Origin of the sequence: Pseudomonas sp. BN606 (assembly GCF_029873115.1) — a bacterium.
Taxonomy (GTDB): Bacteria; Pseudomonadota; Gammaproteobacteria; order Pseudomonadales; family Pseudomonadaceae; genus Metapseudomonas.
Window position 1 is genome coordinate 109,562 of the sequence record NZ_SSOF01000075.1, and the last position, 26,486, is coordinate 136,047.

At 63.6% G+C, this 26,486-nt stretch carries 25 protein-coding genes; 5 read left to right on the top strand and 20 right to left on the bottom strand.

The window, feature by feature from the left end; all coding sequences use genetic code 11:
• Window positions 1-105 precede the first annotated feature (105 nt).
• From E8E75_RS17640 to E8E75_RS17660, 5 genes are all read right to left on the bottom strand, one after another.
• Entirely contained in the window at window positions 106-2,634 is a 2,529-nt protein-coding gene (locus tag E8E75_RS17640; RefSeq protein WP_280359489.1) for an MMPL family transporter, read from the bottom strand.
• 17 nt (window positions 2,635-2,651) lie between these two features.
• The gene (locus E8E75_RS17645) at window positions 2,652-3,704 is read right to left on the bottom strand and encodes a YCF48-related protein (protein WP_280359490.1); all 1,053 of its coding nucleotides are present in this window, start codon (window positions 3,702-3,704) and stop codon (window positions 2,652-2,654) included.
• A 68-nt stretch (window positions 3,705-3,772) separates the two neighbouring features.
• Window positions 3,773-5,131, bottom strand: coding sequence for a DUF1329 domain-containing protein (locus E8E75_RS17650; RefSeq protein WP_120650861.1), 1,359 nt, complete (start codon window positions 5,129-5,131; stop codon window positions 3,773-3,775).
• Between the two features lie 40 nt (window positions 5,132-5,171).
• A complete protein-coding gene (locus E8E75_RS17655) occupies window positions 5,172-7,094 on the bottom strand; it encodes a DUF1302 domain-containing protein (RefSeq protein WP_120650860.1) in 1,923 nt (640 codons plus the stop codon).
• A 134-nt stretch (window positions 7,095-7,228) separates the two neighbouring features.
• On the bottom strand, window positions 7,229-7,792 hold the full coding sequence (locus E8E75_RS17660) for an alpha/beta hydrolase (protein WP_280359491.1): 564 nt from the start codon (window positions 7,790-7,792) through the stop codon (window positions 7,229-7,231).
• A 364-nt stretch (window positions 7,793-8,156) separates the two neighbouring features.
• Between E8E75_RS17660 and E8E75_RS17665 the strand changes: the two genes are divergently transcribed.
• Window positions 8,157-9,161, top strand: a complete 1,005-nt coding sequence (locus E8E75_RS17665; RefSeq protein WP_120650858.1) for an AraC family transcriptional regulator — start codon at window positions 8,157-8,159, stop codon at window positions 9,159-9,161.
• Window positions 9,162-9,421: 260 nt separating this feature from the next.
• On the opposite strand, the gene E8E75_RS17670 is transcribed toward E8E75_RS17665, so the two are convergent.
• The 8 genes from E8E75_RS17670 to E8E75_RS17705 form a co-directional block, all read right to left on the bottom strand.
• Window positions 9,422-10,432, bottom strand: a complete 1,011-nt coding sequence (locus tag E8E75_RS17670) for a putative sulfate exporter family transporter (RefSeq protein WP_120650857.1) — start codon at window positions 10,430-10,432, stop codon at window positions 9,422-9,424.
• Window positions 10,414-10,764 carry a Rieske 2Fe-2S domain-containing protein gene (locus E8E75_RS17675; protein ID WP_120650856.1) on the bottom strand — a complete coding sequence of 117 codons (351 nt, stop codon included), beginning with the start codon at window positions 10,762-10,764 and terminating at the stop codon, window positions 10,414-10,416. Before E8E75_RS17675 ends, E8E75_RS17670 begins: the two co-directional genes overlap by 19 nt.
• Window positions 10,761-11,429 (bottom strand): DsbA family oxidoreductase, encoded by a 669-nt coding sequence (locus E8E75_RS17680; RefSeq protein ID WP_120650855.1) that lies wholly within the window; start codon window positions 11,427-11,429, stop codon window positions 10,761-10,763. Before E8E75_RS17680 ends, E8E75_RS17675 begins: the two co-directional genes overlap by 4 nt.
• A complete protein-coding gene (locus tag E8E75_RS17685) occupies window positions 11,429-12,730 on the bottom strand; it encodes an MFS transporter (RefSeq protein ID WP_120650854.1) in 1,302 nt (433 codons plus the stop codon). The genes E8E75_RS17680 and E8E75_RS17685 overlap by 1 nt, the downstream gene beginning before the upstream one ends.
• A 113-nt stretch (window positions 12,731-12,843) precedes the next feature.
• Entirely contained in the window at window positions 12,844-13,896 is a 1,053-nt protein-coding gene (locus tag E8E75_RS17690; RefSeq protein WP_120650853.1) for a 3-keto-5-aminohexanoate cleavage protein, read from the bottom strand.
• A 70-nt stretch (window positions 13,897-13,966) separates the two neighbouring features.
• A complete protein-coding gene (locus E8E75_RS17695) occupies window positions 13,967-14,815 on the bottom strand; it encodes a TauD/TfdA family dioxygenase (protein WP_120650852.1) in 849 nt (282 codons plus the stop codon).
• An 11-nt stretch (window positions 14,816-14,826) separates the two neighbouring features.
• Window positions 14,827-15,807 carry a quinone oxidoreductase gene (locus E8E75_RS17700; RefSeq protein WP_120650851.1) on the bottom strand — a complete coding sequence of 327 codons (981 nt, stop codon included), beginning with the start codon at window positions 15,805-15,807 and terminating at the stop codon, window positions 14,827-14,829.
• A gap of 232 nt (window positions 15,808-16,039) precedes the next feature.
• On the bottom strand, window positions 16,040-17,062 hold the full coding sequence (locus E8E75_RS17705; RefSeq protein WP_280359492.1) for a hypothetical protein: 1,023 nt from the start codon (window positions 17,060-17,062) through the stop codon (window positions 16,040-16,042).
• 272 nt (window positions 17,063-17,334) lie between these two features.
• Here E8E75_RS17705 and E8E75_RS17710 point away from each other — a divergent pair, with 272 nt between their 5' ends.
• Window positions 17,335-17,661: a hypothetical protein gene (locus E8E75_RS17710; RefSeq protein ID WP_280359493.1), complete on the top strand. Its 327-nt coding sequence runs from the start codon at window positions 17,335-17,337 to the stop codon at window positions 17,659-17,661.
• A gap of 85 nt (window positions 17,662-17,746) precedes the next feature.
• Here E8E75_RS17710 and prpD read toward each other — a convergent pair whose 3' ends face one another.
• On the bottom strand, window positions 17,747-19,231 hold the full coding sequence (prpD, locus tag E8E75_RS17715) for a 2-methylcitrate dehydratase (RefSeq protein WP_120650849.1): 1,485 nt from the start codon (window positions 19,229-19,231) through the stop codon (window positions 17,747-17,749).
• Between the two features lie 152 nt (window positions 19,232-19,383).
• Here prpD and E8E75_RS17720 point away from each other — a divergent pair, with 152 nt between their 5' ends.
• A complete protein-coding gene (locus tag E8E75_RS17720; protein ID WP_162945806.1) occupies window positions 19,384-19,527 on the top strand; it encodes a hypothetical protein in 144 nt (47 codons plus the stop codon).
• Window positions 19,528-19,705: 178 nt separating this feature from the next.
• Here the strand turns inward: E8E75_RS17720 and E8E75_RS17725 are convergent, their stop codons facing one another.
• From E8E75_RS17725 to E8E75_RS17735, 3 genes are all read right to left on the bottom strand, one after another.
• Window positions 19,706-22,141: a TonB-dependent siderophore receptor gene (locus E8E75_RS17725; protein WP_280359614.1), complete on the bottom strand. Its 2,436-nt coding sequence runs from the start codon at window positions 22,139-22,141 to the stop codon at window positions 19,706-19,708.
• Between the two features lie 116 nt (window positions 22,142-22,257).
• Window positions 22,258-23,229 (bottom strand): FecR family protein, encoded by a 972-nt coding sequence (locus E8E75_RS17730; RefSeq protein ID WP_280359494.1) that lies wholly within the window; start codon window positions 23,227-23,229, stop codon window positions 22,258-22,260.
• 83 nt (window positions 23,230-23,312) lie between these two features.
• Window positions 23,313-23,804, bottom strand: coding sequence for a sigma-70 family RNA polymerase sigma factor (locus E8E75_RS17735; protein WP_153921843.1), 492 nt, complete (start codon window positions 23,802-23,804; stop codon window positions 23,313-23,315).
• Between the two features lie 193 nt (window positions 23,805-23,997).
• Between E8E75_RS17735 and E8E75_RS17740 the strand changes: the two genes are divergently transcribed.
• Complete coding sequence (locus E8E75_RS17740) at window positions 23,998-24,564, top strand: hypothetical protein (RefSeq protein ID WP_120650846.1); 567 nt, start codon at window positions 23,998-24,000, stop codon at window positions 24,562-24,564.
• Window positions 24,565-24,645: 81 nt separating this feature from the next.
• Here the strand turns inward: E8E75_RS17740 and E8E75_RS17745 are convergent, their stop codons facing one another.
• From E8E75_RS17745 to E8E75_RS17755, 3 genes are read right to left on the bottom strand one after another with little or no spacing between them, the layout of a single operon-like run.
• Entirely contained in the window at window positions 24,646-24,873 is a 228-nt protein-coding gene (locus tag E8E75_RS17745) for a DUF2798 domain-containing protein (protein ID WP_120650845.1), read from the bottom strand.
• Window positions 24,870-25,445 carry a flavodoxin family protein gene (locus tag E8E75_RS17750; RefSeq protein ID WP_120650844.1) on the bottom strand — a complete coding sequence of 192 codons (576 nt, stop codon included), beginning with the start codon at window positions 25,443-25,445 and terminating at the stop codon, window positions 24,870-24,872. Before E8E75_RS17750 ends, E8E75_RS17745 begins: the two co-directional genes overlap by 4 nt.
• Before the next feature lie 39 nt (window positions 25,446-25,484).
• Window positions 25,485-25,970 carry a DUF2938 domain-containing protein gene (locus E8E75_RS17755; protein WP_120650843.1) on the bottom strand — a complete coding sequence of 162 codons (486 nt, stop codon included), beginning with the start codon at window positions 25,968-25,970 and terminating at the stop codon, window positions 25,485-25,487.
• An 81-nt stretch (window positions 25,971-26,051) separates the two neighbouring features.
• Here E8E75_RS17755 and E8E75_RS17760 point away from each other — a divergent pair, with 81 nt between their 5' ends.
• Window positions 26,052-26,486: a helix-turn-helix domain-containing protein gene (locus E8E75_RS17760; protein ID WP_153921834.1), complete on the top strand. Its 435-nt coding sequence runs from the start codon at window positions 26,052-26,054 to the stop codon at window positions 26,484-26,486.

A 26,486-nucleotide genomic window follows, 5' to 3' on the forward strand; every position in this document is an offset into this window, starting at 1 on the left:
TGGAGACAGGGCGTCGGTAAATCCGAAACGGCATCGCCGCCGGCCGCAAAGCGGCGGGCGGCGATCCCCCGTTTCCAGATTAGTCCAACTTCCTTCGCTTGATGATCAGGGCTGCACGGACTCCATCTGGCCGCTCTGCACCGTCTCGCTGACGGGGCGCGCGACCGGCTCGTCGACCGGGCTCACCGGCCGTGCCGCTTCGCCGTGCTCGCGCAGCAGGAAGTAGGACAACGCCGGGATCAGGATCAGGGCACCGATCATGTTCCAGAGGAACATGAAGGTCAGCAGGATGCCCATATCGGCCTGGAACTTGATGGGCGACCAGGCCCAGCACACCACACCAGCGGCCAGGGTGATTCCCACCAGCGCCACCACTCGTCCGGTAAAGGACACTGCCTTCTTGTACGAGGCCGACAGCGACAGGCCCTGGCGTTGGAATTGCAGCTGCACGCTGAGTAGATACAGCGCGTAGTCGACGCCGATGCCAACCCCCAGGGCGATGACCGGCAGCGTGGCAACCTTCACGCCTATGCCCATCCACACCATCAGTGCCTCGCAGAGCACCGAGGTGAGTACCAGCGGCAGCAGCGCCACCAGGGTCGCGCGCCAGCTGCGGAAGGTGATCAGGCAGAACAGCGTCACAGCCAGGTAGACATAGAACAGCATGGTGCGGTTGGCTTCGCGCACGACGATGTTGGTCGCCGCTTCGATGCCCGCACTGCCCGCCGCCAGCAGGAACTGGCGATCCTCGGTGCTGTTCTCGGTGGCAAAGCGTTCGGCGATCGCCACCACTTCATCCAGGGTCTGCGCCTTGTGGTCCTTGAGGAAGGCGATTACCGGCATCAGCGAGCAGTCGGTATTGAACAGCTCAGGCGTGTTCACCGAAGCCTGCTGGGCGGCGTAGTTCAGCACATCCTGATTGCGTTGCAGGCTGAGGAACTTCGGGTTGCCCTCATAGGTGCCGGCGGTGATCTGCCGTACCGCGTTGGCCAGCGAAGAGGTCGCCTGCACGTTCGGATGTTGCTGCAGGGCCCAGGCCAGGCGGTCCGCCTGGATCAGGGTCTGGTAGTTCAGGCAACCTTCCGGCGCCGTCTTCACCATCACCGCGAACAGGTCGCTGGACAGCGCGTAATGGCTGGTGATGTAGGCGTTGTCGCGGTTGTATCGCGACTCCGGGCGCAATTCCGGTGCGCCGGCGTCCAGGTCGCCGATCTGCAGGTGCTGGCTGACCATGAAGCCGCCTACGCCCAGGGCGAAGGCGAGACAAATGGTGGTCAGGGCCCAGCGCTTCTCGGTGAAACGGTCCAGGAAGTCCCAGATATGACCGAAGCCCTTGTGCGCTGCGGCATTGGTGTCGATACGCAGTGCACGTTCGGCGGCCTTCTTGCCCACACCAACGTAGGACAGCGCCACCGGCATCATCAGCAAGGTGGTGAGGATCAGCACCGCAACGCCGATGCTCGCGGTGATCGCCAGGTCCTGGATCACCGGGATATCGATCAGCATCAGCACGGCAAAGCCGACGGCGTCGGCCAGCAGCGCGGTGACCCCGGCAAGGAACAGCCGGCGGAAGGTGTAGCGCGCCGCCACCAGGCGGTGAGTACCGAGGGCGATGTCCTGCATGATCCCGTTCATCTTCTGCGCCGCGTGGGACACGCCGATGGCGAAGATCAGGAACGGCACCAGAATCGAGTACGGGTCCAGCGCGTAACCCAGCCAGGCCACGATCCCCAGCTGCCAGACCACGGCCAGCAGTGAGCAGACGATCACCAGCAGGCTGCTGCGCAGGCAGCGGGTGTAAGCCAGGATGATGAAGAAGGTGGTAACCACGGCCAGGCCGAAGAAGGCCATGACTCGCATCAGGCCATCGATCAGGTCGCCCACCAGCTTGGCGAAGCCGATCACGCGGACCTTGATCGGGCCCTGCCCTTCTTCACCCGAAGCTTGCGCCTTGCGGTCGCCTCCGTATTCGAAGTGCAGCCGCAGCTTTTCTTCCAGGTTGCGCGAGAACTGGTGATAGTCCACACCCTGGCTGCCAGCGGTAGCCTGGTCCAGCAACGGCACCACCAGCATGGTGGACTTGAAATCATTGGCCACCAGGCTGCCGACGATGCCGGCGCGGGCGATGTTCTGCCGCAGTTGCTCGATGCTCGCAGGCGAGCCGTCATAGCCATCAGGCATGACCGGACCACCCTGGAAGCCTTCCTCGGTCACTTCGGTCCAGCGTACGCCGGGTGCCCAAAGGGATTTCATCCAGGCGCGATCGACACCGGCAGTGAGGAACAGCTCGTCATGCACCTTTTTCAGCGCGTCGAGGTAAGCCGGGTCATAGATGTCGCCCTCGGTGTTCTCCACCACGATACGCACACTGTTGCCCAGCCCGCGCAGGGCCTTTCGGTTTTCCAGGAAGTTCTGGATGTAGGGATGGCCCTGGGGAATCATCTTCTCGAAGCTGGGCTTGAGTTCCAGCCGCGTGAAAGCCATGTAGCCCAGCAGCACTGTCACCAGCAGAATGCCGATCACGAACGGCAAACGGTGGTTGAACACCATGCGCTCCAGCAGATTGCCGCCGCGCGCATCGAAGTCTTTCAGATCCCGGATAACCGGCATCGCCTCTTGTTTCATGCCACCCATGTGGGTATGCCTCGCATTTATTCTTGTTTTCCAGAAACCACGGGGCGCTGGCTGATGCCGCGCGCGCCAACCAGCAGCAGGCCGTTTTCGCTTGAAGCCAGGGCGCCGTAGACAGGCACTGGCTGGCCGATGTCCAGGGGCTGGAAGCTGGCGCCCTGATCACTGCTGGCCAAGGCCTGACCAGTCTGGCCGAACAGGTAGAGCGTGCCTTGGGCGTCGCGCGTGGACGCGGTGATGCTGCTGTTCAGCCCGGTCTTCACCGCTGTCCAGCTGGCGCCGGCATCAGTGCTTCGGTAGGCGTGTCCGCGCAGGCCGTACGCCAGTACCGCGCCAGGCTGGGCGCTGATACCGAAGAAGCTGCCCTGATAGGGCGACTGCAGGGCCTGGAAGCGCTCACCACCGTCGTCGAGGCGCAACAGCAGGCCTTGCTCCCCGACAATGTAGAGATGCTCGCCGTCGCTGGTGATGGCGTTGAGGTGGTAGCCGGACGGGTTGTCGGTACGGTCGGTCCAGGGCTCCCAGCTCTGCCCGCCATCGCGGGTGCGGAAGATCAGGTTGAAGGCACCCACGACGAAACCATTGCGTTCATCGCTGAACCAGAGATCGAGGAAGGGCTTGTCGGCGCCTTCGGTCTCGATGCGCTTGCCCTCTTCCAGCCATTGCCCGGCATCAGGCCGGGCGCTGTAGTAGTCCTGCATGAGGCGACCGAGCTGGCGACCATCGAGCTGCTTTACCCAACTGGCACCACCATCGCTGCTGTGCAGTACGACGCCGTCATGGCCTACGGCCCAGCCCTGCTTCTCCGTGGGGAACTGCACGGCATTAAGGTCGGAGCTGACCGGCACGCTGGCCTGGGTCCAGCTTTGGCCCTGGTCATCGGAGTAGAGAATGTGACCACGCTGGCCTACCGCGACCAGGCGCTGGCCGGCCTGCACCAGGTCGAGCAAGGGGCTGCGTAGCGCCAGTTCGCTGTGCTGCGCCGGCAGTTCGAGCACATCCACCAAAGATGCGGCGTGGGCATTACCCGCCATCAGGGCTATGCCCAGGGCGATGAACTTGAAAGAAATCATCGGGACGTCCTCTGAAAAAAAGGGGTTGTCGCTCCCCCACACTCAAAGGGAGCGACAACCAGCCTGGCTTAGCGAATGCCAGCGCCAGCCAGGGACTCGGCTGCCCACTGAGCCTTGGTCAGCGGGTCGATATAACGGATGCCGCCGTACGGGCCAACGATGCCGTTGATGTTGTAGGAGTTACCCACCAGGTCGTAGATCACGAACGGCGTGGTATCCGGTACTTGCTTGTCGTAGCTCTGGCTGAGGAAGGCGAAGGAGCCACGGTAGATCTGCCCACGGGCGTCGTACTGGTCGGAGGCCAGGGCCACCCAGCTGTCTTCGTCGAGGTAGAAGCGACGCTTGGCATAGATATGGCGGGCGCCGTCCTTCAGCGTGCCTTCGACGACCCAGACGCGGTGCTTCTCCCAGCGCACGTAGTCAGGTGCCAGGTGGTTGGGGGTGGTCAGGGTCTTCGGGTCCTGGGCGTAGGTCAGCTTGTAGGTGTTGTAGGGAACGATCAGTTCCTGCTTGCCCACCAGTTTCCAGTCATAGCGGTCCAGCGCACCGTTGAAGACGAACACGTCGTCGTAGGTGCCAGCACCGGCGGTACCCGGGTTCGGGGTGTCGTAGGCCAGGCTCGGTGCCAGCTTCACGCGGCGCTGACCGGGCAGGTACTGCCAGGCGCGGCGCGGTTGCTCGACAGCGTTGGCGGCGTCCTTGAGCATGATCGCCTCGCCAGCGCGGCGTGCCGGGCCCGAGTAATACAGCTTCATCTGGTAATAGACGTCGGTGTTGGCGATGGGCTTGTTCAGGTTTTCGTAGATCGGGTAGTTGATGAAGGCCTGGCCGGTGGTGGCGAGGGTCGCCACGCCGGCAGAGTCGACGTTCCAGGAATCGTACTTGGAGTTGATGGTCACACCCTGGTAGCGCAGCAGGTGGTTCCACATGGCTTCAGCGCCCGACTGCGGAATCGGGAAGGGTACGCCCGGCAGTACGTTGTCGAGGGCCAGGCCGCCATTGCCGGTCTTGGCGCCGGTGGCATTCTTGACCGCGTTGTCCAGCACCGCCTGGGGCATGGCTACGGTCCGGTGGGTCGGGTAGACATCCACGCGGAAATCCGGGTAGCGCTTGGCCAGTTCCACGGTGGTGGCACTGAGCTGGTTCTTGTACTGGTCGACGTTCTTGCCATCGATCACCAGCAGCGGTTTCTCGCTGGCGAAGGGATCCGGACGCATGCTGTCGCCAGCCTTGAAGCCGGCCGGCGCGGTGGTCAGGCCACCCTCATAGGCCGGGATCGAGCCATCGGCGCTGGCGGCCTTTTCGGCGCCGACCAGGGTCAGGTTGTTGCCCAGCTTGGCCGCTTCATCAGGCGATACGGCGGCAAGGGAAGTGCTGGAGAAGGCCACCGCGAGGGAAGCCGCCATCAGAGTTTTCACGAATTTCATCTCGTTGTTCTCCTGCTCGGGTCACGAGCGGTGCGGAATGTCAGAAGGTGGTCTTCAAAGTCAGGTAAACCGCGCCACGGTCTTCCGTGGTAGCTCCGCCGCCGGAGAAGGAGGAGTAACCCCCGGCATAGCAGGTGTAGCGCTGCGTGGCATCCAATGCGTTAGGAGTCGAGCCGTCGGTGGCACCGTTGGTGCACTTCTTGGCATCGCCGAATGAGTCCACGTACTTCAGGTCGACGAAGTACTGGTTGTAGATAGCCGCGCCGATCCCCACGGAGTAGTTGCCGGTGTCTTCGGCACCACCACCCTGGACCGGAGAGACGCCGTCCAGGCCGACGTTCACCGACATCGGCGCGGTCATGTCCACGCCCGGGAACACCTGGTACCAGGTGGGCGTGAAGTTCACTGCGACGCCCCAGTTGTCGCGGGTTGGTTTGTCGATGCCACGGTAGGTGTCCTTGCCCTTGTAGAGCGCCTCGTTGTGGCTATCGAGTTTCAGCAGGTTGCTGTAGTAGAGCTCGCCCAGCAGGCTGGCCGCGTCGAACAACGGCGTGTCACCGATGGTCATCAAGCCGTTCAGGGTCCAGTGCAGCGTGTCGCCGGTGGCGCTCATGCTGTCGCCGCTGCTCGGCAGATCAGTGACCACGCCGGAGCCCGGAATACGCGCCGGCAGCAGGCCGAGGCCCGCTGCGAGGCCGCCGGGGCCGGAGGCACTGACAATGGCCGGGATGCTCGCCAACGGCATGTTGTGGCGGATGTTCAGGTCGCTGGCGACGCTGATGCCGCCGAACTCCTTGGACAGGCTCAGGCCAAAGATGTCGATGTCGTCGCCGTATGCGAGCTTGTAGTTGGTGGTGCTGATGGACCGCTGCACGTTGGCGATGGGGCCAGCCGTGCCCCTGGCGGTCAGACCGGTGCCGTCGAGTACAGCCTGCGGCAGGATTTCCGCGGTCTGGCGGTAATAGGCGCCGACCGTACCGTCCAGCCATTCAGGGGACCACTTGAGCATCAGGCCCCAGTCACCGCGTTTATCCGGGGTGATGTCGTGGCCACGGCGAATGTTGGTCAGGGTGCCATTCGCTCCGGCCAGGCCGGGGCCGCCCGTGTGGCCGAGGATGAAGGACTGGGCGCCGAAACCCACCACGTCGGAACTGCCGTAGTAGGTGCCGGCCTCAGGCAGGCGTGCGGCGTCCCAATCGAGGAAATACTGGGCAGCGACGGTCAGTTCGGGGTTGATGGTGAAGGACGCGGAAATCTGGTTGCGCGGAACGAACAGCTCCTTCGCCTCGGTGCCCGGCGCGGCGGCGAGCTTCGCCAGGTCCAGGCCGGACTGGCCGTAGCTGATGGCATGCACCGGGTTGAGGATGGTTTCGCCCCAGTACACGTTGTGCTGACCGGCCTTGACGCTGAACATCGACTCGTCGCCGATTTCGGTGCTGTAGAACACGAAGGCGTCGAGGATTTCGCCAGACGGGCCGCTGTAGTAACGCTGGGCGTAGTTGGACAGGTGCGGGCTACCGAGCACGGCATTGTTAGTGCCAGGCTGGCCGGCGATGCGAGAGAACGCCTCGTTGCCGTTGACGAACGGGTTGGAGTTGGAACCGGTGTTGTCGTAGGCCTTGTCGTACCAGCTGGCGGCACTGACGCGGAAGCCCTTGTTGCCTTGGTGGATCACGTCCAGTTCGGTCAACAGGTCGACGCGGTTGGTGATGTTGGTGCCGGAACGACGGAAGTTGTAGTCGCCGTCGTTGTTGTTCGGCGTAGCCAGCATGCGCTTGTCTGCGCTCTCGGTGCGAACGCCGTAGTTGTACTTAACGGTGTTGTCGAAACGCACCGACCAGTCCGGATTGCCGGTGTCGACTTCCATGGCCTGTACCGCGGCTGGCGCGCCGATTCCGGCGGCGATCGCCGACGCGAGCAGGCACCTGCGCAGGTTCAGGTTGTGATTGTTCTTGTCTTTCATGCGTTGGCTCCGCTTTTTGTTGTAATGGCTACCGCAACCGCTGCTGTGCTCCTTGCCTGGTCAGTGCGCAGCCGGTTGCATGGCCGCGCGCCGCTTTCGCCGGACTCCCCGGCCGAACTCATCTGGTTTGCGTATCAGCGATCCAGTATCTCGATCAGCTCATGGGCATCAGGCCATTCGCCGTAACCGGAGGCAGGATTGAGATGGCCGACCTTGCCCAGTTCGACCAGGCTGGCTTCCCAGTCGCTGGCCAGCTCGCGGACGGCGTCCAGGCTGGCCAGGTGGTCGTCGTCACTGGCACACACAAGGGTGGGGAACGGCAGCGGCTGACGCGGCAGCGGGGTCCAGCCATTGGCGTGCAGGGACTCGGGGCTCGGGTAGTTCGCCGGCCAGGTGGCGTCGAGGTCCGGCGGCGTGGCCAGCAGGGCACCCTTGATCGGTCGGCTGTAGCGAACCGCCCAGTGCGCCACCATGAGCACGCCGGCACTGTGGGCCACAAGGATCACAGGGCCGTCGATCTGCTCCAGCTCACGCTGGATGGCTTCGACGCGGGCCGGCAGGCTCAGCTTGTCCTGCTCCAGTGGAGGTACGCTGCGAACTTTGGGCAGTTGTGCGGCCAGCAGGGTCTGCCAGTGTTCTGGCACGTGATCCCGCAGGCCGGGGACGATAAGGATGGTTGCGCTGTCGTTGTTATTCACGTCATCACCCTGTTGCCGCAATCGCGACTGGAGGAACTTGGTGATGCAAACAGTAGAGATGCGGGGGGGTGGTCGCTTCTCATAGAACGTCAGCCTCTTCGCATTTCATGACAGGGCCGCCCTACCCCCTTTGCTGTCCCGCCCGGCGGCCACGCCCGTCATCCGTGGCGCGCGCTGTTTTCCAGGAATTGGCTTTACTTTCATCTGCCGCAAACGAGGAACGGGACCGGCGTTGTCATCAAAGAGAAATTCGAAGACCATCGTCGACGACAGACTCACTTCGCTTTAAACGACAAGAACAGCCGGCGCGCGCCTACCAGCGCAGCCCTGGCACAACGACAGCGTGGCGATCGACATGACCCCAATGGTTCGCGCAGCGGCCCTGACCAACTACATCGAAGTTGCCCAGCACCTGGGCCTCAACCCGCAACAGATGTTGCGCCAGGTCGGCCTGAGCCAGGCGCTGGTGGACAACCCCGAACAACGCTTGCCTACTGCGGCCGTTGCGAACCTGCTGGAAGCATCCGCTCGCGCCTGCAATTGCCCTACCTTCGGCCTGCGCATGGCCGAGTCCCGCCAGCTCTCGGACTTTGGCGTCATCAGCCTGCTGCTATCCCACCAGCCGACCCTGCGCGACGCCCTGGAAACCATCGTGCAGTACCGTCACCTGCTCAACGAATCACTGGCCCTGTTCGTAGACGAGGTCGGCAAGACGGTGGTGCTGCGCGAAGAGATCATCACCGACCCGCCGGTGCCCATCCGCCAGGGCATGGAGCTGGCCATCGGCGTGCTGTTCCGCATGTGCAGCGCCCTGCTCGGCTCGGGCTGGCGCCCGCTGGCGGTGAACTTCAGCCACGACGCCCCGCCGGACCTGCAGCTGCATCGACGGGTGTTCGGCTGCAAGCTGGAGTTCGGCAGCGAGTTCAATGGCATCGTCTGCCAGGCCGCCGACCTCGACAAAGCCAACCCCCTGGCAGACCCGGCCATGGCCCGCCACGCCCGGCGCCTGGTGGAAACCCTGCCCGGCGCGGCCCAGCAATCGACCCTGAACGACGTGCGCAAGGCCATCTATCTGCTGCTGCCGATGGGCCGCGCCACCATCGAACAGATCGCCCAATCGCTGGGGATGAACGTGCGTACGCTCCAGCGTCGCCTGGAAGACAGCGAAGTAACCTTCTCCGACCTGATCAACGAAGTGCGCCGCGACCTGGTGCTGCGCTACATGGAGAATCCGCGCTATTCCCTCTCACGCATCGCCGACTTGCTCGGCTACTCGGTGGCCAGCTCCTTTACCCGCTGGTTCACCACCCAGTTCGGCATGGCACCGGCGGCGTGGCGGCGTGAGCATCAGGTGAAGGCGGAGGAGTAGTCCGCTTCTGTAGGTTGGCGCAGAGCGCAGCGAAGCCCAACGTTTCCCGAGAGCCCCGTATTGGACTTCGCGAGCGGCGCTCGCTCCCACGCCAACTGCCCCAGCCGCCCAATGAAAAAAAGGGGCGAATGCCTCCCTGCATTCACCCCTTCACGCCAAAAAAAAACCGCGCTACGAAGTCCGTCGCAAAAGACTTCGGCGCGGTGAAAGCCCGCTGTGGCAGGCATCGATGACCCCCTCACGGGAGCAGGAGTAAAGCTTCAGAACCCCCAGTGCAGCATTGCCAGCACCAGGGCGGCGAGGAACGCGGTTTCCCCGACCATCAGCAGGATTGGCTTGATGCCTACCGAGGCCAGGTCCTTGAGTTGGGTTTTCATGCCCAGGGCACTGATGGCGATCACCAGGCACCAGCGCGACAGTTCGTTGCCGGCCTCTTGCACCATCGGCGGAATCACACCCGTGCTGTTGATCGCGGCCAGGATCACGAAACCCACCGCGAACCAGGGCAGCAGCGGCGGCCGCTTGCTGCCCGGCTCGGCGCCGCGCATGCGAGTGATCATGGCGGCGCAGACAATCACCGGCAGCAGCATCGCCACGCGCATCAGCTTGACCACGGTAGCGCTGTCGCCGGTTTCGTGGGACATGCTGTAGCCAGCGCCCACTACCTGGGCCACGTCGTGAATGGTGCCGCCGATGAAGAAACCGGCATGCAATGGCGAGAGCCCAAGGACCTCGGCAATCATCGGGTAGAGGATCATCGCCAGGGTGGACAGTGCCGATACGCCAATCACGGTGAACAGCGTCGCGCGTTCCTTCTGCGGGTGGCTGGGCAGTGCCGCCGCCAGGGCCAGGGCTGCCGAAGCGCCACAGATGGCAGTGGCGCCGCCGGTGAGCAGGCCGAACAGGCTATTGAAGCCAAGCAGACGCGCCACTGCGACTGACACGAGGATGGTAACCACCACCAGTGCCACCACCATGGCGACTGGTTGCCAGCCGAGCGACGCGATCTGTTCCAGGGTGATGCGGATGCCCAACAGTGCCACGCCAACCCGCAGTACTTCGCGGGCGGTGAACTCGATGCCGGGCTTGCATGCGCCGTCGGTCGCCAGGAAGTTCACCGCGAGACCCAGCAAGAGGGCGAAGAGCATCACCGGAGCACCGTAGTGCTCGGAAAGGAAGGTGGCCGCCGCGGCGACCACGGCGCTGACGATCACACCGGGCATCAGAACCCGTGTGCGCGATCCCAGCGCGGTTATTGCTGTTGCAGACATACGATTGATTCCTGCGGACGCGGCCGCGATAGATCGATGAAACAACGGCCCTGCTGCAGCTCCACCGCATAGGTGGCAACACCAAAACCGCTCACGCCAGGGACGCACCCGGTGGCCAGGTCAAAGCGCAGGCCGTGGGCCGGGCAGCGCAGCAGACGCCCCTCCAGCCGACCGCTGAACAACGAGGCGCCGTTGTGTGGGCAGCCTTCGTCGATGGCGTAGATCTCGCCGTTCTGGTTGAACAGCACCAGCGACTTGCCGTCATGGCGAAACAGACTGCGCCCACCCACGGGCGGCAACTTTTCCGCGGGTACTTCCACACACTGGCTCATGCCCGACGGGCCTCCGCCAGCGGACGCAGCTCCAGTGCCCGTTGCAACTGGGCCAGCATCAACCATGGCGGCTGGGCACCGGCCAGGGACGGGCGCTCGTCGATCGTGAAGGACGGCACGGCCTGGTTCGCCGGAACCACCTCACGCCCGACAAAGGGACGACCATCGTCGAACAGCACCGCTTCGAGGCGACGCGGATCGAAGCCGCATTGCCTGGCCAGGCGCAGCAACAGCTCGCTGCTGCCAATGTCCTCGCCGTTCTGGAAGTAGCTGGCGAACAGGCGCTCCAGCAATGCGTCGACCTGACGCGCACTGCCCTGCTCCGTGGCCAGCGCCAGCAGGCGGTGCGCGTTGGCGGTGTTGGGCATGGTCGCGATGCGTTGCAGATCCACATCCACGTCAGCGTGGTAGGCGGCTTCCCGTACCTGTTCCTGGCGCGCGCGCACCATCTCCTCACTGCCGAGCCGCTGCAGGTAGAACTCCATGAAGGGCACACCCTGGGCCGGCAGGTCAGGCAGCAGTTGTACGCCTTTCCAGCGAAGCTCGACGGCGACATCCAGCCGCGTCGCGGAGAGTTGGCCCAGAGCCTTCTCCAGGTTGCGCTTGCCGATCAGGCACCAGGGACAGATAAAGTCGAAAGTCATTTCGACCAACAGCGGTTTCATTAACGTTCCTCACTTGCCATCAGCGGCGAGAGCTTCTGAATGTCCTTCTGGTAGTGGCGCTTGCCGTACCAGAACACCAGGGCCGCTGCGATGCTGATCAACGGAATCAACTGGAAGGCGCGATCCAGGCCGAAGTGGTCGGCCAGTACGCCAGTGACATAGGGTCCGGGCGCCAGGCCAAGCAGGTTGTTGGCCAAAGTCAGGGTGGCGAACGCGGTGCCATGGATCGAGTAGTGGGTCAGGTTGGCGACCATGGCGCCGGCTGGGCCGGACGTGCCGGTCGCCACCAGCATGGCCAGGGCGATGGTTACCAACTGTGGTACGCCGGGTGCCATCTGGAAGGCCACCGACAGCAGCACGCAACTGATCAGGCAGTAGGCGATGGCCAGCGCGATCTTGCGGTCCGGGGCATTGCGGCACAGGCGATCACTGAGAATGCCGCAGACGATCATGCCGGCACCGCCGGTGAGCACGATGATGGCCGCGACAGCACCGGCCTTGTCGGTGCCCATCTGGTAGTAGCGATTGAGGTAGCTGGGGAACCACACCATCACCGCTGCACCGACGAACAGCTGCAAGCCGCTGCCGACGTAGGCGGCGATCACCGAGCGGCTGGCGAACAGGGTTTTCAGTGGGCGGCGGCAAGGGAACTCGTCCGTTGCGCTCGGCGCCGGCAGCGGACTACCGATGCGCGACTGCTTGACCACCAGCGGATAGACCAGCGCCAGCGCTAGGCCGAAGACCGCCATGCCGGCGAAGGACCAGCGCCAACCCAGGTGTTGTGCCAGGACGCCGCCCAGGGCCATGCCCAGTACCGAGCCGAACATGCCTCCGGCCATGAAGGCGCCAGTGATGGTGGCGCGCATCTCGCGGGGGAACACCGACAGCACCACTGCGATGCCGACACTGCCATAGGCCGCCTCGCCCACGCCCACCAGGAAGCGGGCGATGAACATATGCTCGTAGTTCTTCGCCAGGCCGCAACCCAGGGTTGCCAGGCTCCAGAGCATGGCCATCAACACCAGGCTCTTCACTCGCCCCCAGCGGTCCGCCAGAAGCGATAGCGGGAAAGTCAGCAGCCCCACCATCAGCGCGACGATGCCGCTGAGCAGGCCAAGCTGGGAATCGGTGAGCGTCCATTCGGATTTGAGCAGCGGGAATACTGCGTTGAGCACCTGCCGCGACATGTAGTCGGAAATCAGCAGGCCGAACGTCAGGGCGAAGACTACCCAGGCGTAGGTGCGGGGGACGTGCACGGCCGATTGATCGAAATCGGCGGTGGCAGCGGAATGAAAGGCCATCGCGGTTACCTTGAATCTGTGCGTGTAGTTGTTTTTGTCACGCTAGCTGGCGGAAGCGCGGTTAGCGCCCCGCCGGGGCCGACTTTGTGGGCCGGCCCTTCTGGCTACGCCGGTCAGGTACGCATGGGCACGTGTTTCTGACCCGGCTGGCGGTTCGGTGCCATACCGTTCATGCGCAGGGTCTCTTCCACGTCCTTGTACTCGACGCCGATCTTGTAGATCTCGCGCGCTTCCTTGCCGGACGCGATTTCGCGACCCAGTTCGTGGGCGATGCGCACGGTCTGCTGGATCTGCTGCACGGACGAGAAGCGCTTGCCGTGCTGGTCGATGATGGTGTCCTCGATGCCGACACGCGGGTGCAGGCCCATCGCGAGCGCCATGGTGTTGAACGGCAGGACGTTCTTCAGCAGCGACTCGGCGGTGAGGGTGCCACCGTTCGGGGCGCGGTGAATGAAGTTGAAGAAGTTGAACGGGTTGGGGCCATCGAAGCCGCCACCAATGCCGATCCAGGTCAGGTTCAGCGGACCCTTGTAGACACCCTTGCGCACCAGGCGCTCGAGGGTTTCCAGGGCATGCATGCCGGTGAGCTGGAAGTGCGGCTGGATGCCGTTGGCCATCAGGCGCTTGAGGTGTTCCTCGACCCAGGCCGGGCCGGCAGGCACGGTCATTTCGCTGTAGGCGGCCTGGTAGACCGGGTTCTCCAGGGAGGTGCCTTTCAGGTACTCCGGATAGAGCAGCTCCATGATGTTCATCTGGGTGGTGTTGATGGCCACGGTGACCTGGTCCGGCTTCGGAGTCAGTTCGGCCAGCATGTGGCGGGTGTCGTCGGACAGCCACTTGGCTGCTTCACCTTCGCCCTCGGGGGCGAAGGAGATGGAGCCGCCCACCTGGATGATCATGTCCGGCACGGCTTCACGCACACCGGCGATCAGTTCATTGAACTTGGACAGGCGCTTGGAGCCGGTGCCATCGAGTTCACGCACGTGCAGGTGCAGCACAGTGGCGCCCGCTTCATAGCAATCGACGGCTTTCTGGACCTGCTCGTCCATGGTCACCGGGATGTCTTCCGGGAAGTCTGCCGGCATCCACTCAGGGCCATAGGGCGCCACGGTGATGACCACCTTTTCCATATTTTCAGGGTGCAGGGAATCGTCGAAGAATTGCATGGTGGGTGTCCTCGGTAAGTTCTTGTTCAGGGGACCCCGGCCGGATAGTTCCGGCCGGACGGATCAGTGGTCAGAAAGTCTTGTCGCCGATGATTCCGGCGCGTTCCATCTTGCGAACGCAGGGCGGGTAATCCATCACGGCGTAATGCTGGGTAGAGCGGTTGTCCCAGATCGCCACGCTGTTCTTCTGCCAGCGCCAGCGCACCTGGTATTCCGGGATGTAGGCCTGGCTGACCAGGTAGCGCAGCAGGTCGCTGCCGCCCATGCTGTAGTCCTGGCCGTAGCGCACGCGCTCAGGCGTGTGGAAGTTGGTGAAGTGGGTGGCGAAGGCATTGACGAACAGCACCTTCTCGCCGGTTTCCGGGTGGATGCGCACCACCGGATGCTCGGCGTCCGGGTACATGGCCTTGAGCGCCAGGCGCTTCTCGGCGGGCATGGCCGCACCGAAGCTCGCTTCGATGCTGTGGCGGGCGCGCAGGCCCTCGATACGCTGCTTCACGTCTTCAGGCAGCTTTTCGTAGGCCAACGCCATGTTCGCCCACATGGTGTCGCCACCGACCGGCGGGCACTCCACGCAGCGCAGCACGCAGCCCATGGGCGGTGCGTCGCGCCAGGTGGCATCGGTGTGCCAGGCGTTCTCGTAGCGGTCGTTGGGCTGATCCGGGTCCTTGTAGATACGGACCAGGCCCGGGTGTTCCGGATCGCTGCCGGCCACCGGATGGTCTTCCAGCTCGCCGAAGCGGCGGGCGAAGGCCACGTGCTCGGCACGACTGATCTTCTGGTCGCGCAGGAACAGCACCTTGTGCTTGAGCAGCAGCGCCTTGATTTCGGCGAACAGGCCGTCGTCACGGGAAGCATCGCCCAGGTTCACACCGCTGATTTCGGCGCCGATGGCGCAAGTAAGTTGCTCGACTTTCATGGCCAGCGACCTCAGATGACGAAGATGGACGAACCGGTGGTCTTGCGCGATTCAAGATCCCGATGGGCCTGGACCGCATCTTCCAGCGCGTAGTGCTGGTTGATATCGATCTTGATGCGACCGCTGCCGACGTGATCGAACAGCTCGCCCACCAGCTCAGCCTTCTCCGCCGGGTCGGCAATGTAGTCGGCCAGGGCCGGACGGGTGACGAACAGCGAACCCTTCATGGCCAGCAGGACCGGATCGAAGGCCGGTACGGGACCCGACGCAGTACCGACGCACACCAGCAGGCCGCGGCGGCGGAGCGAATCCAGGGACGCGTTGAAGGTGTTCTTGCCCACGCTGTCGAACACGACGTCGACGCCGCGGCCACCCGTCAGTTCACGCACACGCTGGGCGATGTCTTCTTCGCTGTAGTTGATGACGTGATCGCAGCCATGGAAGCGGGCGACTTCCGCCTTGGCCTCGGTGGACACGGTGCCGATCACGGTCAAGCCGAGCAGCTTCGCCCACTGCGAGACGATCAGGCCGACACCGCCGGCAGCGGCATGCAGGAGGATGCTGTCGCCTTCCTTGAAGTCGTAGATGCGACGCATCAGGTAGGCGGAGGTCAGACCGCGCATGGTCATGGCCGCGGCGGTTTCGAAGGCGATGGTCTCGGGCAGCTTGATCAGCGGCGCGGCAGACACCAGGCGCTCGGTGCTGTAGGCGCCGAGGGTGTTGAGGAAGCCGGTGTAGGTGACCCGGTCGCCCAGGGCGACATTGGTCACGCCCGCGCCGACCGCCACGACCACACCGGCGGCTTCGACGCCAATGCCGTTGGGCAGCGGAATGGGATAGGTACCGTTGCGGAAATAGGTGTCGGCGTAGTTCAGGCCCACGGCGACGTGGCGAATACGAACTTCGCCCGGACCAGGATCAGCAACCTCGACCTCTTCATAACGAAGTACTTCCGGCCCCCCAGCTTCATAAAACCGAACCGCTTTGGCCATGCCTTATCTCCAATCTGGATTCTTGTAGTCGGGTCACGGACCCATGGATTGGACTCTAGGCATCCCCCCCTGCGGCTGCTTCTCATAGGGCGTCAGCTGCTTCGCATTTCGTGACAGGCACAACCGCGCAGCGGAAAAGCACCGGTCGCGCCGCGAAACTCAGTGGTGCAATCGGTGTTCGACAGGTGGAATCCAGGGAGTAGCGCCAGCCCCCGGCCGACGAATTGGCAGGTTACTCGGCAGGCATCACTCGCGGCAGCGGCTGGAACTGGATGGGCTGGGTCCTGATTTGCGTCAGGCTGCCTTCCACCTGCCCGGACAAGTGGATCACCCCGGCCATCACACCCACTTCCGGATTGCGCATCATCTCCAGCCATTCTTCGTCGAAGGCTTCGTTGAGGCTCTTGCGCAAGGTGGCTTCACGATCAGCCCGCCCTTCCTCGTGGAGCATGGCGCTGATACCAGTGAAGCCAAGGGACAACACAGGCCCCGCGACTCGCCCCATGAAGCTGGTGACGACACTGGCGGCACCGCTGGTAGCCAATTCCGACTCCAGCTGCGCGCTGGTGTCGCGAGTGATGCGCGACAACCCGTCGTCGGTAGTCCAGGCGCCGGCGCCGCTCGGCGCATTGCGAATCCGGTCCATGAGCGAGGCATAGGCCGGCAGTTCCTCCAGCGGGTCAGCCCTAAGGACCTGGTAGAGGGAGGCACTCTTGCCCGGAGGCGCCATTTCGATGGCCGGGATCTGCTGTAAATGCTGGTTGAACTGGTCGCCGGGCACGCCGAAACGCTGGGGTATCAGTTGCAGGCGTTCGTCGAGCTGCTGGATGTAGGTACGCGTGGTCTGCTCCATGATGTCGTCCGGATCCAGTTCGCGGGCAACCGGCTGCAGCACCTGCTCGTCGTATTCCTCCTGCAGGTAGGCGGCCAGCCGGTTCACCGTTTGTTCCCGTTCGCCGTCGGAGCTCAGGCGATACCAGCCCACTTTCATGCTCAGCCACTTGCGGGTCCAGAAACTGGAGAACCAGGGGAGGAATTCGCTATCGGTTCGCTGGTAGATCAGGTCCATCCAGTGATCCATGGAGTCCTGGGCGTAGCGACGGGCCTGGCTGGTGGCGGCAAGCGAGGCGGCTGCGATGTCCCGGTCAACTTGTCGCCAGGTGGCCTGGGAGACCACCACCGGAGGTGGTACCGGTTTCGACGCGCACCCGCCGAGCGTCAGCGCAAGGATGACGATCAACATCGAAAGCAGCATACCCGGGGTTCCGAGGAGCCTGCCGGGCACCTGTTCCACTCGGATTCCAAGGGGAACTTGCGCAGCGCTCATGAAGGTTTGCCCGCCCCGTGGGCCAGTCGGCCCAGGTCCCATAAGTATAGGTATGACCACCCTCCCCCGTACCTCGTTCGGACGCGCTGCACCACGGAGCAAAACTGCCGCCGCGCGGTCTTAATCGTCGCCAGGTCGAGTATCGCGATGAGCGCGTGGTCACTGGCCAACTCCAGTCGTATCGGAATCGAGGTAAAGCAATGAAAACAGGCCCGCTAGTGGGTGTGTTCATTCTGGTCGCAACCCTTGCCGGCACCGTGCAGAGTGCCCAGGCCGACCACAGACGGGACAGTGATGATGGCCGGGTCGAGCACTACCGCGACGGCCCCTGCCGGGTGAAGGAGATTACCGACCGCGGCTACTACCGGAAGGTCATCCGCTGCCCGGACGGACGCGGCAAGACCTGGCGCCGTGGCGACTGGCACCGCGACTACCGTGACGGTCCCTGTCGGGTACGCATCGACGCGTCCAGAGAAGTCTTCGACAAGGAAAAGGTGTGCCGCGGGCGCGACCATTACGACGATTGATGCGACTGCATTGGAGCCTCGCAGGTGAATAACCGGCGAGCCCCGCCAGGGAGTTCCGGTCCGGGCTCCCTTCACACCGGGTCATCTAGCCAACGAAGAGTTCCACGAAACGGTCGACCGGCATCGCCTCCAGGGCCGCCTGGTCCTTGCACAAGGTCAGGATTTGCGCGCAGCGATGGGGGGCAAAGCGGGTCGCCAGGCTGGCCTTGTACTTGTTTTCCAGCAACGGCATGCCCTCATTGCGCCGGCGACGATGGCCCATGGGGTACTCAACCTCCACCTTCTCGGTGTGACGGCCGTCCTTGTAGAAAACCTGCACGGCATTGGCGATGGACCGCTTGTCCGCCTCCAGGTACTCACGGCTGTAACGTGGGTCTTCGACCACCTCCATGCATTCGCGCAGGCGGTCGATGATCGGATGGGACTGGTGGAAGTCATCTTCGTAGTGCTCGGCCGTCAGGTCGCCGTAGGCCAGGGCAACCGCAGTCATGTACTGCAGGCAATGGTCGCGGTCGGCTGCGTTGGCCAGGGCGCCTTCCTTGGAAATGATGCGAATGGCCGATTCCTGGGTGGTGATGACGATGCGGTCGATCTCCGTGATGCGATTGCGCACCAGGGGGTGCAACCGCACCGCCGCTTCGCAGGCTGTCTGGCCGTGGAATTCGGCGGGATAGCTGACCTTGAACAAGATGTTTTCCATCACGTAGCTGCCAAACGCCTGCGGCAGGCTGAAGTGGTGTTTTTCCAGTGGCTTGGTGGCCAGGTCCTTGTTGGTGTGGCTATAGGACACGTCGTAGAAGCCCCATTGGGGTGCACTGAGCACGCCGGGGACACCCATCTCGCCCCGCATGGCGATATCGGCCAGGCGTACTCCCCGACTGGTGGCATCACCCGCCGCCCACGACTTGCGCGAACCGGCATTTGGCGCATGGCGGTAGGTGCGCAGGGCCTGGCCATCCACCAGGGCATGGGAGATGGCCGAGAGCATCTGCTCGCGACTGGCGCCCATCAACCAGGCGCAGACCGCGGTGGACGCCAGCTTGACCAGCACCACGTGATCCAGCCCGACGCGGTTGAAGGAATTCTCCAGGGCCATGACGCCCTGTATCTCATGGGCCTTGACCATGGCCTCCAGCACCAGGCGCATGCTCAGCGGCGACTCGCCCCTGGCCACGCGCCTTTGCGACAGGTGGTCGGCCACCGCAAGGATGCCACCCAGGTTGTCGGACGGGTGCGCCCACTCCGCTGCCAGCCAGGTGTCGTTGAAGTCCAGCCAACGGATCATCGCGCCAAGGTCCCAGGCCGCTTTGACCGGGTCCATCCGGTAGGCGGTGCCCGGCACCCTTGCACCCTGGGGAACCTGGGTACCTTCGACCAGTGGTCCGAGCAACTTGGAGCACTCGGGAAAGCGCAATGCCATCAGTGCGCAACCGAGGCTGTCCATCAGGCAGTTGCGGGCCGTGTCCAGCGCCTCCGCAGACTCCACCCGGTAATTCAGCACGTAGTCCGCAATGGTCTCGATCACCGGGTCGTAGGGTGGTCGCTGGTTCAGGTCAACGTTGCTGCTCATGGCCCTGCCTCCTTGTGGCGATGGCTTCCAGTCTAGGCCCTGCCTTGGCAAAGGCAGCGTCCAGCCGATGAAACCCGCCGGGCGACCAGTGGCCAGCGCGATACGCCACCATGTGCTGGGCTTACGAGACAGAGAAACCGGAGGTGCCCGTGATGAACAGCGACCCCAACGTACGCACGCCCGCGCCCAAACCCCAGGGCCCGAGCCAGCCGCCGGAGCAGGTTCCGGCGGCAGACGTGAAACGCATCAGCGACAAGGCGCCGAGCAAGGACAAGAAGCCGGATGATTGGGACTGAGACCGGCTGGGGGATGGATTTTCGGTAGGGGCGAATTCATTCGCCAGGCAAACCAAAGGTCTGCCCAACGGTTTGAGGAGGGAGTTGCTCGACGCAGACTGGCTAGAGCACGGGTTCTACTGTGGGAGCGAGTTCACTCGCGATTGAAATCGCCCCACAGGAGATTAATGCCCTCGCGTCAGAACCCTACGCTGGCCTGGATGTACCAGGTGCGCGGCTGGCCGACGTAGATGCCCGCGTTGTTGTCGCTGGAACGGGTGAAGTACTGCTTGTCGAAGATGTTCTTCACCCCCACACCCAGCTTCAGGTTGGACAGCTGTTCGCCAAAGTCATAGGCACCGCGGGCGCTCCAGGTCACGTAGCCGGGGATGTCGCCGAACTGGCCATCGGCGGTCGGTTCAGTGATGTAGTCGCCGGTGAAGTTGCCGTTGGCATCGATACCGGTGCCCGGTGCGCGTTGGCCGGACTGGGCGTAGCCGTCGAAGTTGTAGGTCCAGCGATCGACCTGGTAACGCAGGCCGACGTTGGCCACATGACGCGAGTAGAACGGCAGGTCACGGGTCTTGAAGCCCGGGATGTCGCCTTCGTAGGTGGCACGGGTGAAGGTGTAGGTGCCGGTCAGGCTCAGGCCGGAAAGCAGTTCATCCAGGTTGTAGTGGCCGGACAATTCCAGGCCCTGGTGCTTGGTGGCGCCCAGGTTGGTCCAGCCCACGTCGTTGCTGATGTACTGCAGCTCATGGTCGAAGTCGATGTAGAACAGCGTCGCTTCGCCGCCCCAGGTGTCGCCGTTGTAACGGGTACCGACCTCGTAGGTCTTGGCCTTCTCAGGCTCCAGGCCATTGGCAGTACTGTCGCCGATGCCGCCCTGGCCGATCTGGAAATACTGCAGGCTGCCGAACGAGGTCTCGTAGTTGGCGAACAGCTTCCAGGCATCGGAGAGGTGATACATCACGCTGATAGCCGGCAGCGGCTCGTTGTAGTCCTTGCTGCGGTGCTTCTCCTGCACCGGCACACCGTTGGTGCCGCGCACCGGGCGGTCATGCCAGTCGGTGTTGATGCTCTCGAAGCGCACTCCGGGGGTGATGGTCCAGTTGCCGACATCGATCTTGTCGTCGATGTAGAAGGCATTGGCCTCGGTTCCGCCGGTGCGGTCCTGGTAGACGTGACCGTCTGCCGATGGGCCGGTAGTGGGCGTCGGCACGTTGTTCACCAGACGCACGCGGCTGGTCTCTTCGTGCATGGCTTCCTTCAGGTAGCGATAGCCAACACCCACTTCGTGAGTGCTGTCACCGGCGAAAAAGATGCGCGAAACACGCGGCTCGAAGCCGTAGGTGTAGTAGCTGCGCGGGAAGGAGCTCAGGAAAGCCTTGTCGCGGCTGGCGATATGGCTGCCACGGAAGCTGTCACTGTAGTAGGTCAGGACTTCGAACTGGGTGACGTCGTCGATCTGGCGCAGGTACTTCAGCGAGACGTCCTTGCGACGGCCACTGAAGTCTTCCCAGTCGCGGTCGGACTGGAATGGGTTGTCATCGTACTGCGCCTGGGTGAGGCCGCCCGGCATGTCGGCGGTGGCATCGTAGTAATGGAAGTTCAGCGAGATGTCGTCCTGCTCGGTAGGCGCCCAGTGGGTCTTGAGCATGACGTCGTCGATGTCGTTGTTGTTGTTGCCGTCGCGGTAACCGTCACCGTTCACGCCCGAGTAGAGCAGCGCGGCGCCGATGCCGTTGTCGGCGGTACCGCCGAGAAAAGCGTTGTTGAGGTACTTCCAGCCACCGTGGGCGGTGTCTTCCATGGTGGTGCCGACTTCGCCGGAGAACTTCTCCGGGATGGCGCGGGTCACGAAGTTGATTACGCCGCCAACGTTCTGCGGGCCATAGCGCACGGAGCCAGCGCCCCGGACCACGTCGATGCTGTCGAGGTTACCGATGGAGATCGGTGCCATCGACAGCTGCGGCTGGCCATAGGGAGCGAAGGCGGCCGGCACACCGTCGATCAGTACAGTGGAGCGCGGGGAAAGACGCGAAGTCAGGCCGCGCACCCCGAGGTTGAGGGCAATATCGCTGCCGCCGGTACCGTTGGACTCCTGGACCTGCACGCCGGGTACCGCGCGCAAGGCGTCACGCACGTTCATTGCGCCCTTCTCGACCATCGCCTCGCGGCGCACCACGGTGCGGGCTCCGGGATGGTTCTGCACCACGGCATCTTCGGCAGTACCCAACCAGTCACCTACGACGGTGATGCTCGAAGCTGGCAGTTCCATCGCCGAAGCGCCCTGCTCTTCGCTGGAGACGCGACGCAGGATGGCGGTACCGTCGGTGAGGTCGAAGGTCAGGCCACTGCCTTGCAGCAAGGTCGCGAGGACTTCTTCCGGCAGCAGGTTGCCATCCACTGCGGGAGCCTGCTTGCCGGCCACCAGGTCAGGGCTGAAGAACAGCTGTAGCGACGTCTGCTTGCCCAGTTGCCCCAGGGCCCCGGCCAGGGATTGCGCGGGAATATGGACTTCAGTGCGCTCGGCAGCTTCAGCGCCTAGGCTGCCGACAGCCAGGGCGATGGCCAGGCTCAGGGGCAGCCAGCGTTGTGTGCGGGGAGTCTTGCGGGAGGAATCTGGCGACACAGCTTGTTGCGTTACTTCGTTGTTCACGTTCGTCCGGTCCTGAAAGAAAGCGCCCTGCACTTCACTGGGCGCAAAGAGTCGGACGAGAAGACGAACGACAGAAGAAAAACCTGAATCTAAAACGGAATTATTTCGCTTGAACCGTCAGGCAGGGTCCTGACCTTGACCGGAAGGATGCGCGGAAGGGCCGCCAGCAAGGCGTTTGTATCATCGGCGCGGAACACGCTGGAGAAGCGCAAATCGGCCACTTCCGGCACAACCCTCAGGGGTAGTTCCCGGTAACGGGACACCTCTTGCGCCACTTCTGCGAGCGGCACGTCATTGAAGATCAGCTTGCCCTCGCGCCAGGCGGTAATGCTCGCGATATCGATGCGCTGCACAGGCCCGACCACGCCATCTGCCGCCACCCGGACCCCGTCACCGGCCAGCAGGGGACGGCTGGCCTCGCCCTGTTCGCCCGCGACCAGCACTCGCCCCGACTCCACGGCCACGCGCACGCCTGACGCATCCCGGCGAACATTGAAACGAGTGCCGGTGACGGTGACGCGACCTGCTCCGGCCTCGACCACGAAGGGGCGTGCCTTGTCAGGCGTCACGCCGAACATCGCTTCGCCGGCCTCCAGGCGCACCAGCCTGCGGTCTGCGCTGTAGATAACGGTGATACGGGTGCGTCCATTGAGGTCGAGGGTCGAGCCGTCGGCCAGGGTGACCTGGCGGCGTTCGCCTAATTGGGTTGCGTAGCTTTCGCCCCGTAACGAGAACGGATCGAAAACGTAGGTCGCGCCGCCCGCCAGCACCACACTGGCCGCTGCGGCAAGCGTGCCTTGCAGGAAGCGCCGGCGCGACCGCACCGGTAAAGGTCGGACTTCTGCGGTGCAGAACTCACGCAAGCGTTGCTCGGGAATCAGATCGGCGGCGATCCACATCCGTTCCAGCAGGCGGTACTCGGATCGGTGCGACGCATCCGCCGCCAGCCAGGATTCAAAGAGGCGGCGTTCGTCGATGCCCTGCTCGGGGTCGCGGTTGCGACTGAACCACCGGGCGGCTTCATCGCGCACCTTGCAGTCGGCGGAATCGGCTTGCTTCATCAGGCTGCCATCCAGATGGCGGGAATCAGGCTGCGGTTGGTGTCCATGGCTCGGGGCTTGATGCCCTGTGGGGTGGTTCCGGTTCATGTGGCGCTCAAATCCAGGCGCTCACGCAGGTGACGAATGGTGCGGATCATATACCGCTCGACCATGTTCCTGGATAACCCCAGGCGCTCGGCGATCTCGGCCTGGCTCAGCCCTTCGAGCTTCTGCCAGACGAACACCTGGCGGCAGTTCACCGGCAATTCGGCCAGGGCCTTTTCGATGGAATCCGCCAACTGGACTGCGTGCATATAGGATTCGGGATCATCCTTCGACTCATCGCCGTCACCTGCGATGTCCACCTCCAGTTGGGCGCGACGTTCCTCGCGGCGGAAATGGTCGACCGCAATGTTGCGGGTCGTCTGGTGGAGGTAGGCACGGGGCTGCTTGACGTTTTCCTGCTCGGCCTCCAGCACCCGGACGAATGCATCGTGGGCGAAATCCTCGGCGCGATGGCGGCTTCTCAGTCGGCGGGTCCAGGTGCCGATGAGCTCTTCATAATGTTCGAAGAATCCGTGTTCGCGCTTGCGCATCTAGGGGATTGGGAGAAGCCGGAAACAGAAAGTCGCGAATGATAATGCCTCTCATATGTTGCCGCAATTTCCCCTCATCCCCCCTGATTGCCCGCCCGACGAACGCCCCTTTTCAAGTCATATGGAGACTTGGCACCTTTTTTCGGTATCTTCTCCGACCGTCGCCAACCGTTCCCCAGAAAGAGCCTGCTCCATGAGCCGTACCGCAATCCGGGCCGTCGTCTTCTGCCTTGCCACCCTTTGCTCGGCCGCCACCTTCGCCAAGGTGGAAGTCCAGCCCGTCCAGAACACCAAGGCGGGCCGGATACTCGCCGTGCAGGTTTCGGAAGACATCGCCCCCGGTGACTACGAAGCGCTGATGAAGGGCCTGCGTGCCAACCCCGGCAAGTTCGACCGCAAGCTTGCGCTGCTGGACAGCATCGGCGGCAGCGTCACCGAAGCCATCCGCATGGGCCGGTTGCTGCGGGAAACCGGATTCGACGTGATGGTGCCCACCGACGGTGTGTGCCAGGGGACTTGCGTCTACCTGCTGGCCGCCGGTCGCACCAGGACCGTACGCGGCTACGTGGGCCTGCACCGCCCCTACTTCCCCCACGGCGACTCCGCCCTCGCAGCCCCCACCGGCGTCGGCTACAGCCCGACCGCCTACCTCAGGGACATGAACGTCCCCCTGAGCCTGCTGGACGAGATGAACAGCATCGAGCCGACGCGCATGCGCGTGCTGACCAAGGATGAGCTGGCGAAGTATCGGTTGAATTGAGGCGGGCCAATCCGCCAGGCGTTGGGTTTCGCTTCGCTCGCGGAACGCCGCCCGACTCAATCTACGCCCTCGTGACGTGCTTCAGCCCCTCCCTACCAACACCTCCACCAGCCGGCGCGCCATTGGCGACACCAGCAGCACCACGGGAAAGGCGACCAGCCAGGCCATGAGCCAGGCACCGAGCCAGAGCGCGGGAAAGTCCGGCACCGGCCCGGCGGCGCGCCAGGTGGAGATGCCGGACACCAGCAGGGACATGAGCCCGGAAAGGATCAGGCCGAACAGCAGCGGGGCGAAACGGCGGGGAATCATGACACTGCCTCCACGTTCAGCCGGTGAAGGGCCTCGGCGACGTTCCGGCCGAACATTCTTGCGGTCTTCACATCTCCCGGCGCGAACTGGTCGGCTGGTGCCGAGTGACTGGACTGGGCCATGAGACCCGACCAGGAACCCAGTCGGTTGGCAGCTTCTTGGTAAGGAACACCCGCGTGCTGCTCTGGCAGGATGGGATTGCCCACCCAAAGCATGCCGTGCTGCATGGAGAAGACGAACAGCGCCATCAAGGTCGACTGTTTATCGCCTGCCGCCAGTGACGACACGGTGAAGCCGGCTGCCAGGCGCCCTTTCAGTTTCTGGGCACGCCAAAGCGGCCCTGTGGCATCCATGAACGTCTTGAAGACCCCGGAAACGCCGCCGAAATAGGTGGGCGAGCCCAGGACGAATCCATCGAATTGCAACAGTTGATCAGGCGCCGTGGCGAGGTCGTCCGCCCTGAGCAGGTGGACTTCGGTATTGGTCATGTCCTGGGCGCCTTCGCAGATCTGCCGGGCAATGTGTTCAGTGTGCCCATGGGCGCTGTGGTAGATGACGGCAAGTTTTTTCATGAAGTGCGGCTCCACGTGATGGGGTGACGAGGGTGGAAATCAGCGGACGATCCCGTCCACCAGGATGGCGGCGAGGAACATCCCCAGGCCGAAGACGCTGTGGTTGGCGAGGCTGCGCAGGCAGTTCTTCAGTGGCGTTGGCGTTTTGCTTGCGAAGAAGCCCGCACCCATGGCCGGCTGCATCACCAGCAACGGCGCGACGACCGTACCCATGCCCACCAGTACGGCAGGCAGCAGGGTCGGGTTGGCCGCCCAGTCGGTTCCGGCCAGCATCACCAGCAAGCTCGCGAATCCGATGCCGATGGCGTAATGGGTACCCCAGCCCAATGCCAGCTCACCAGGAATGGGTTCTGCCTTGGCAATGGCATCGTGAGCGATGCGGCCCTGTAGCAGGTGGCCAACCCAGCGCCCGATGAAGGCGAAGTTGAGCGATGGAACGCCCAGGCGCTTGAGAAAGAGCAGCCAGATGTCCATGACGGCGGTGGCGCCGATTCCTATGCAGACCACCTTGATGATGTCGTTCATGTGAGCCCCTTGTTCGTTGACGACGGGAAGTGTCGAGCTCACTCTGCAAGTTGAAGTCAACTTCAAGTCAAGGGGCTACAGATGGACATTGCCGAGGTCGCCCGACGCACGGGACTCCCCTCCTCCACGCTGCGCTACTACGAAAAGAAGGGGCTGATCACATCCCTCAGCCAACAAGGGACCAGGCGCTGGTTCGCGCCCGGCATCCTTGACCAGCTGGCACTGATCTCCCTCGGGCAGGCGGCCGGCTTATCCCTGGATGAGATCCGCTCAATGTTCTCGCCCAACGGCGAACCGAACATCGACCGTGAGCTGCTGGCGGCCAAGGCCGATGAGATCGATGCCCTGGTCAAGCGTCTGAAAGCCATGAGCGATGGCCTGCGCCATGCGGCCGCCTGCCCCGCCCCGAGCCATTCGGAGTGCCCGACCTTCAAGCGGCTGCTGAAGGCAGCATCGAGCGGCGCCATCGAGCGGCGCTGGAGCAAGACGGCTCCCAAGCCGAAGAGCAAGGCGTAG